6 protein-coding genes and 1 pseudogene are annotated in these 8,395 nt (G+C 39.2%); all 7 read left to right on the top strand.

All coding sequences use genetic code 11. From position 1 onward, the window contains the following. Positions 1-596, top strand: a pseudogene (locus tag AAGU76_RS11835) (hypothetical protein); the annotation flags it as partial. Between the two features lie 16 nt (positions 597-612). Then, positions 613-1,191 (top strand): hypothetical protein, encoded by a 579-nt coding sequence (locus AAGU76_RS11830; RefSeq protein ID WP_342485694.1) that lies wholly within the window; start codon positions 613-615, stop codon positions 1,189-1,191. Positions 1,192-1,376: 185 nt separating this feature from the next. After that, positions 1,377-1,619, top strand: coding sequence for a MafI family immunity protein (locus AAGU76_RS11825; RefSeq protein ID WP_342485693.1), 243 nt, complete (start codon positions 1,377-1,379; stop codon positions 1,617-1,619). A 301-nt stretch (positions 1,620-1,920) separates the two neighbouring features. Next, complete coding sequence (locus tag AAGU76_RS11820; RefSeq protein WP_342485692.1) at positions 1,921-2,439, top strand: hypothetical protein; 519 nt, start codon at positions 1,921-1,923, stop codon at positions 2,437-2,439. Then, complete coding sequence (locus tag AAGU76_RS11815; protein WP_342485691.1) at positions 2,415-3,470, top strand: pre-toxin TG domain-containing protein; 1,056 nt, start codon at positions 2,415-2,417, stop codon at positions 3,468-3,470. The genes AAGU76_RS11820 and AAGU76_RS11815 overlap by 25 nt, the downstream gene beginning before the upstream one ends. Positions 3,471-3,546: 76 nt before the next feature. Next, positions 3,547-3,906, top strand: coding sequence for a hypothetical protein (locus AAGU76_RS11810; RefSeq protein WP_342485690.1), 360 nt, complete (start codon positions 3,547-3,549; stop codon positions 3,904-3,906). A gap of 1,199 nt (positions 3,907-5,105) precedes the next feature. Continuing rightward, positions 5,106-8,387, top strand: a complete 3,282-nt coding sequence (locus tag AAGU76_RS11805) for an RHS repeat-associated core domain-containing protein (RefSeq protein WP_342485689.1) — start codon at positions 5,106-5,108, stop codon at positions 8,385-8,387. The last annotated feature ends 8 nt before the right edge of the window (positions 8,388-8,395 follow it).

Below are 8,395 nucleotides of genomic sequence, written 5' to 3'. Positions count from 1 at the left end.
TCCAAAATGAAAGAGCATTTGCTGTAGCAGCTATAATAAATCCGTTTGGGGGTAAAGAGCAAGTAAAGATTGTAGCAGATATGGGAGACGATATCTTTATAGAGCTTGTGTTTGATGTTGGAAAGGTAGCAGGCAACCCGGAATTAGCCGACGCATTTTTGGATGTTGTAAAAAAATACGGCAGCAATGCAGATTATGATGAGTTTGTAGATATACTAAAGAAATATGGTGCTTATGCGGATGATTTGGCTGAGGGTGTTGGTAATTTAAAATTTAAGACAGGTAAAGCAGGAGAAGAATACTTGGCAAAACTTGTAGGCGGAGAATCTCAAGTTTATTTCAAGACCAGCCAAGGGGGCAGGTATATCGACCAATTGGCTGACGATATTGCATATGAGTCAAAAGTGGGATACACAACTCTAACAGATTTTGTCAAAAAACAAATATTAAAAGATGCTGAATTGATTGAACAAGGTGCAATCAAAGGTGCTAATTGGAACTTCTTTAGGAGTGATGTGACAGGCAAAGTGGGAGCTTCAAAACCATTACTTGATTTCTTAGAGCAACACGGAATTACGTATACAATTCACAATTAAGCAAAGGAGACCTAAAATGGAATATTTATTAATGCAACCGCCCTTTGAAATGAAGCCATATAAGGATATGACCAAAAAAGAAGCACAAAGTCATTTTGATTGGTATGTTGGGGAAATTCCCACCAGAATCGAATTACTTAAAAATGCATACAGTGCGACGAGTGGAATAGACAAAGAAGACTTAGACTATTCTTCAGAATCGTTGATCAAATTGTGGCAGTGGTATATCAACAATGTTGATGTTGAAGAAAAATCCGAAGAAGTCAAGAATCTCGAAAGAGAGCAGTATCCTGAATGGATACACAAAAACTTGAGCAATAAAGAAATCAGTATAGGCTGGATGTCGATAGCGATGGATATAGCTATTTACTTTTCTGAGTGTTTCATAAAAGAACACGGTACTATCCGTTGGAGTTTTGTTTCAAAGCCAAAGAGTTTAGCTTATATCAATAAACCTGTATTGGTAGGGTTTAAGAATGGGCTTGATTTAGATTCAACTAACATTATAAGAGTTTTGACTTCGAAAATTGTTGATGGAGAAAAAGATTCGAATGCATTATTAAAGATTTACAAAACGTGGTCAGAAAAAGTATAGAATAAAACCCTTGCAGCCACCTAAACAGCACGGCCATTACGACACCTAAGCCAGAACCGTAGACCGTCGGAACTGCCGACGGTTGTGGTTGCGAGAGGTCGTTTGCGACCACCTCGCTTTAACTTGCACAGTTTTCGACCCCATGGTTCACCCTGTGATTATCCAATTAAGTAAGAGGTGAAAGTATGAATTATGATAATATAATGACTATTGCATTAAAAAAGAAATTGCCTTATAGCGATATAGAATCAATATCTGAATATTTAGAACATAATGAATGGGGAATTGCATTTGAAGTTTTATGTAGTGCAATAGAAAATGATAAAATTAGTATAACTTTAAGCGATTTTGAAGAAATTAAATTAATTGGAAAGGGTATGAATATGGACGAAGGATTATGGGTAAAAATTATGCCACTATCTAGTTAAAAATGATTTAATATGTGATAGATTTAAAATGTTAATTTTGAAACAGGTTAAAATGTTATATTACAATAACTCCATCCTCACGACATTTAACCACCTGAACCAGATTAGTGCAAAGTACGAAGACAGATGGAGAACCTGGAGCAATTTGAAGATATTGTGGACGTTTTAGCAGTCTTCAGATATTTAGGAATGCTTCAATTACCTTTTTAAAGAAACAAAATAATAACAACAGGGACTTTTCATATAAATGATTTAATTATGAATGAGAAAAGTCCCTATTCCATAAAAAAGACTTACTTCTATGCTCTACCCAAACGGCTGGGAAGAATTCTACACCTACGACCCTGCAGGAAGAATGCTTGAGGTAAAGGACACAGATCCGTCAGATAAAACACTTAAAACAATCAAGCATTCATATACCTACGATGCAAAGGGCAACATACTATCCGAGTACAAGAGAGGAAACGGAACAGGCTCAGCCAAGGAAGACCTGCAATACAGCTATGATGAACTTGACAGGGTAATCTACGCACACGAGAATTATGGCAGCAAGACAAGGACGTACCAGTACGACAGCTTAGGAAATCTTACCTACGAAACAGGAGACAATGGAAGCAAGTTTGTCGATTACAAATACAACATACTGAACCAGCTTACTAACAAGACATCAGACATAAATAACGGAGAATACCACACATATTTGTATGATAATCGAGGAAACTTGATAAATGAATACTATCATAAGAATAATGAGGTATCAGTAAATGGAGCATATACATACGACGAGCTCACAGAATGTCATCGGAAACCAATGACATAGGAGAGACAAGCTTATATGTGTACAACGGACTGGGATACCTTGTAAGAAACATATGGGACATAAAGAAAAATGCCTATGGATATCACAATGTGCAGCCTGAAACAATAGTTGAAGGCGAAGTAGTTGCATATGTAGGGAATAATCCGGTGAATTACATTGACCCGTTGGGGTATAAACAATTACTTCCGCTGTCTATAATAGAAAAATTTGGCGGAACAGTTACATATAGAAATGAAAAGGACGAATTCGGAGACACCATTTATAAAGCCGTAGTAGTATTGGGAGAAAAGAAAGAAACATTCTATGTTTACCCAAATAAAAAATATTACAAAGGTAAGAGTCATTGTAATGAAATGTACGGTAGTAAAATGAAGGTTCCTGTAGGTGAGATAAATGCATTGCTTGGAGATGCTTTCATAGATACGAATCAGTACAGGCAGGTTATATCCATTTTACTGGGAGTGAATCCATTGACAGGCACCTATAAGGATGCACAGGAAGCATTAACAGGACAAGATATTATAACAGGCAAAAACCTTAGCGGATTTGAAAGAGCATTTGCTGTAGCAGCTATAATAAATCCGTTTGGGGGTAAAGAGCAAGTAAAGATTGTAGCAGATATGAGAGACGATATCTTTATAGAGCTTGTGTTTGATGTTGGCAAGGTAGCAGACAACCCGGAATTAGCCGACGCATTTTTGGATGTTGTAAAAAAATACGGCAGCAATGCAGATTATGATGAGTTTGTAGATATACTGAAGAAATATGGAGCTTATGCGGATGATTTGGCTGAGGGTGGGTTAAAAATCAATATTGATGTCAAACCTACTGTTTCGAATGAAAAATTAAAGAACATTATTAATGATTTGTATAAGGGTCAAGGTGGAGCAAACACCATAGGTAACGGAACAACAATGGATGCTGTTAGAAATGAAATTCTAACGGGTCAAGCAACAAATGGTAAATTCCACACAAGTAAACTTAATGACTATGTTAATGCATTAGAAAAAAGCTTAGAGCCGGTGATTTAAATCAACATGATGAAGCTGTTGTTAAGGCTTTACTTGAAGATGCCAAAAATGCATTGATTGGCAAATAGGAGGCATAATGTACAGATATGATGATGCAATTACCATTCTTGTTAATCACTTCTCGGAAATGAAAGATATCTACGAGTTAAATATGGATGACTACGAAGATCTTCCATACGTATTTTACGAATCAGAATTTGTTAAGTTTATTGTTAACAGTGCTAATGCGGATAACAAAAAGATGTTAAGAGAAGTGTTTGATTTTGTCGAGGATATGTTGAAAAATGGCGATGAAAAGGTTGTAAACCTATTGGAAGTAGCAGTTGTTGAGAGTATCTATTTTGATAATAATATTCTTGATAAAAAGGCAATCGAAAGCTATTTTGGGGCATTAACTTTGAAGAGCTATAAAGATTGTTTTCAACAACACGCTTAGACTACAAAAGTGCCCTATAAGTGTCAAAACCACCCCAAAAGCACCTATAAAATGGCTGAAAATGCGGGTTTTAGAGTAGTGCTGACCACATATTTGACAGACTAACGGTCATTCCGACCACCTAAGCCAAAGCCTTACATCGTCGGCACTGCCGGCGATTGTAACTGGAACGTGGACGCTTGCGACTACGTTCCTTTATCCGAACCAAAATCATATTTGCAATATGAGTGATTTTGGCTGAAAAGGGCGTATCGGAACAGTCGCCAAATTCGCACCAAAATCAGCGTTTAGTATCTCCAGTGGTGTCTCTTTACTCTACTCGTGATGAGAAAACGCCACACAGGGTGAACGTGTGGCACAGGTGGCAGCAAACACTTAGGCCAATGGTGGCAATGCTTTCGCTTATTTCTAGCTGGATGAGTGGATGCAAAGACACTTCGCCACAAATCGGCGCTCATCATTCTCGGCAGCATCCTTGCTCGACTGAGGACTAAAAAATGCGATACAGGGCGAACGTAGGGCACACAGGGGTAATATTATCTCTTAGCCCAGTAATGCCAATGGCTTTAACTAAAAAAAGAGTTTCTTCTCAGCCAGAAGATTAAGTTTAGGATCGGTGATAATTTTTACAGCCTGCCCCCCTCGGTTCATAGTGAACCCAAACTTGACGGCTTTTTTGACTCGTGGTAAACAGGGACGCAACAGGGGGATTAAGGGGGGCGACAGCACAACTGAAAATTCCAAAGACAGAATCATAGAATTACAATCAACAGCAGAGAAGAAAAAGGTTTTAATACTTTTCTTTCTCTGCTGTTATTATTTTTTGAATCATAGTATTTTCAACAGTTTACTCAAAGTTTGACTTGTAATCGAGTTGAGTCAGAGTTAACATCACACACACGACTTCGAGATAGATAAATCTATTTCCAGAAGTTACCTGTTTCTGACAGGGTGTACTCTTGCTACGGAGACTGGTTCTCCCAGACCCAATAATACTTACCCACCCTTGTCCCCTTGGTTGTCAGAGGATGTAATTCCAGGAGAGAGACTTATCAATTAAGGTTGTAGTCTGGTTGTCAAACTGGAAGAAAATGAACATAGGAATGCCAGGGGGCAGGGTTACTGTCAACACGGGACCATTTTAACTTGTCAATAAGATTAATTGAGGTAGTGACAGGAATAAGTAGGAAGCTAATTCAATGGGTGTAAATGACGACGACTTCGTCCATGGAAACAAACTTTCTGAGACCGATGGTAACGGCAATACAACATACTACACCTATGACGGACTTGACAGACTGGTGAGTAAAACAGATGCTGAAGGTGGAGTTTCCTCCAAGACATACGATGCAGATGGACGTCTCATCAAGGTTATCAACGAGGAAGGTGCACAAACACATTATATTTATGACGATTGTGGCAGAATAGTCAAAATGACAGATGCACTGGGCAATGCAACCCTATACACCTATGATGAAATGGACCGTGTCCTCACCGTTACAGATGCACGCGGTGGAGTGACAGCCTATACCTACACTGACCGCGGCGATGTGGCGACTGAAACCAATGCCGAGGGTTTTACCGTATCCTATGAGTACGACGGCAGACACAACATGGTTAAGAAGACAACAGTTGATGGCTCTACCACTTATGTATACGATGCCTTAGACCGTCTTGTTTCCATCACTACTCCTGACGGAAAAACAGAGACATTTGAATATAACGGAGAAGGTAAGATAATAAGCAGCACTGACAAGGCCGGGCATAAGACAAGATATATTTTAGACGCCAACGGAAATATTATCGAAACCATAGACGCTATGGGAAACAGCGCCTTGTTTGAATACGATTCAATGAACAATTTAATAAAGACCTCAATGCACCACATAGATACACAGGACAATGTGGACGAATGGGAAATCACTTTGTACGAATTTGACGGAAGAGGACTTGTGACAAAGGAAGTAAATGCACTGGGATCAGTTACAACCTATGTATACGACGGCAACGGCAATTTAAAGTCCAAAGCCGATGCCGATGGAAAAGTCACTGCATATGCCTATAATGGTCTTGATATGATTACCTCTATCAACTATAATGGAGGAAAAGAGGTATCCTACCGATACAATAAGGTAGGGGATCTGGTGGAAATGAACGACTGGACAGGCAAGACATCCTTCGAGGTTGATTTATTAAACCGCATTACCAGGACTACCGACACAAAAGGAAAAGTTGTTGAATACAACTACGACGAAACAGGCAACCAAACCTTAGTCAAGTATCCTGACAACACCACTGCTGCCAAGACTTATGACCTTTTGGGCAACTTGAAGTCAGTAACAGAAACCGATGGACGTACAACTCGATACACTTATGATGGGATGAACCGTATTTCTAAGATGGAATACCCACACGGCTGGGTTGAAGATTATCAGTACGACTCCGTAGGTCAGCTTTTGAATGTAACAGACACAGACCCGTCAAACAATGACATGAAGCAGCAGAAGCATGCTTATACATACGATGACTGCGGCAACATGACATATGAGTATATGCGCGGAAACGGTACAGGAGAGGCTACGGTTGAAAATACCTATACCTATGACGCATTGCACCGCGTAACATCAGCACACGAGAACTACGGCAACAAGACACGAACATATCAGTATGATTCTTTGGGTAACCTGACTTATGAAACCGAGCTTGGAAATAAGTCTATAGACTACAAATTTAATAATCTGAACCAGATTACCAAAAAGACCGAGGACAGCTGGAATACACAGAGCGATTTTACCTACGACAGGCGCGGTAATCTGATTCGAGAGACCAACACAAAAAATGGCAAGGTTTCCGTTACCGGAGAGTATACCTATGACGAGACAAACAAAATGGTGCTTGGGGTAAATGAGCTGGGAGAAAGCAGCGCATACCTTTACAATGGTTTAGGAGCACTTGTTGAAAATACATGGGTCATTAAAAAGAATGCTTACGGCTACCATGACGTATCTGCTCTGACAAACATGGTAGTGGGAGAGGTCGTTGTAGACCCACAGACAGGCAAGAAGGACAAAAAGGATAAGCTTGCTCCGGAGGTAGTAGCAGCCAGCCCTGAACTTAACAAGACCTCCACTGTTGTAAAGCAGTTTGTTGTGGACTACACCAGTGAGACCTTTGAACCACTGATGGAATACGAAGTAAACAGTCTTGAGTACCGCTACATCTATGGCAATGACAGACTAAGTGTCAACATCACAGGCGTTGATACAAGTGCTGGCAACCTAATTGAGAAGGTCAACCAAATAAGGCTGTACTACCATATGGACTATCTAGGCACGGCAGATTATCTGACAAGTCCAATGACCGGCAAAGTAGAAAGCTGGACTCACTATAACGAATGGGGAGAAATAACCCACAACGCAGTATTGAAGTGCGGACAGCGAGAGCTTGACATGGTGAAGCGCTATGCAACCCATGACTATGACAGCGTGCTTAGTATGTACTATGCCAAAGCAAGGTTCTATGATGCCGGAGACAGAAGGTTTGCTTCAATTGATCCAATCTTGGATGGCAGTGTCTATGACATTACAGACTATGCTAAAGACCCTGTTCAGCTTATACAGTATCTGTATGTAAAAAATAATCCGGTTATTTACATAGACCCAGATGGACTACGTCCTGTAATAGATGACTTAGATCTATATGGAGCATATTCAAAAAGACAAGAAAAAATAGAGACAGAAAAGAGTTTTGATTATCGGTATTATCGACAAGAACATAAAGATATGTTTATTGAGGGAATTGTATCGTCAGCAACTGTACCTGTACATGGATTTGATTTATCACAGGTCAGAGATTATCAGAAAAAGATTAAAAAATGTGATAATAATCTCATTTCTTATGAGGGGACGGATAAAGATAAAGTAATTGAACTTCAAACACGATATCGTAATGCAAATACTCCATTAGAAACAGCAGCCGCGATAGCAGATATGGCAAAATATACATGGTCAATTAGATATAATAATGCAAGAAATTATTATATTAGAGGAGCTGGTGGAGATCAGAGTGCAGGTGAGGCATTTGATGTTTCAATGGGCTATTTGATTGGAAGTCAAGTTAGCTATGCAGTTGGTCAATCAATCAAGGGAGCAAGTAATCAATTAAATAAAATTAAGGGAACGAGTAGTACTATTAATGCATCCGAATTAAAAATGTCCAAAACTGTGCAGAACCACATGAATGATATAATAAAGAAAGGTGCAAATAAGGGAGAACTTGCAAGACCTTACATTGACTCAAATGGAACTACATTGCTGACTGACGAAATTATGCAAGCCGGAACACCAGTAAAGGATACAGTATTAAAGAATGGATTAAGATGGGATGTAGAAGGCACATTTAGGGGGAGTACTGGAACTTGGGAATTGGTTGTAGATACAAGCTCAAATACTATTGTACATTTTAATTTTGTTGCTAAGTAATTAGATAA

The organism is Sedimentibacter sp. (genome assembly GCF_038562225.1).
Classification (GTDB): Bacteria; Bacillota; Clostridia; order Tissierellales; family Sedimentibacteraceae; genus Sedimentibacter.
The sequence above is the reverse complement of the archived record's forward strand: the minus strand, read 5'-3'. Positions and strand labels throughout refer to the sequence as shown.

Coding starts and splice junctions, on each gene's coding strand:
- AAGU76_RS11830 (WP_342485694.1), top strand. CDS start 613: ATGGAATATTTATTAATGCAACCGCCCTTTGAAATGAAGCCATATAAG.
- AAGU76_RS11825 (WP_342485693.1), top strand. CDS start 1,377: ATGAATTATGATAATATAATGACTATTGCATTAAAAAAGAAATTGCCT.
- AAGU76_RS11820 (WP_342485692.1), top strand. CDS start 1,921: ATGCTCTACCCAAACGGCTGGGAAGAATTCTACACCTACGACCCTGCA.
- AAGU76_RS11815 (WP_342485691.1), top strand. CDS start 2,415: ATGTCATCGGAAACCAATGACATAGGAGAGACAAGCTTATATGTGTAC.
- AAGU76_RS11810 (WP_342485690.1), top strand. CDS start 3,547: ATGTACAGATATGATGATGCAATTACCATTCTTGTTAATCACTTCTCG.
- AAGU76_RS11805 (WP_342485689.1), top strand. CDS start 5,106: ATGGGTGTAAATGACGACGACTTCGTCCATGGAAACAAACTTTCTGAG.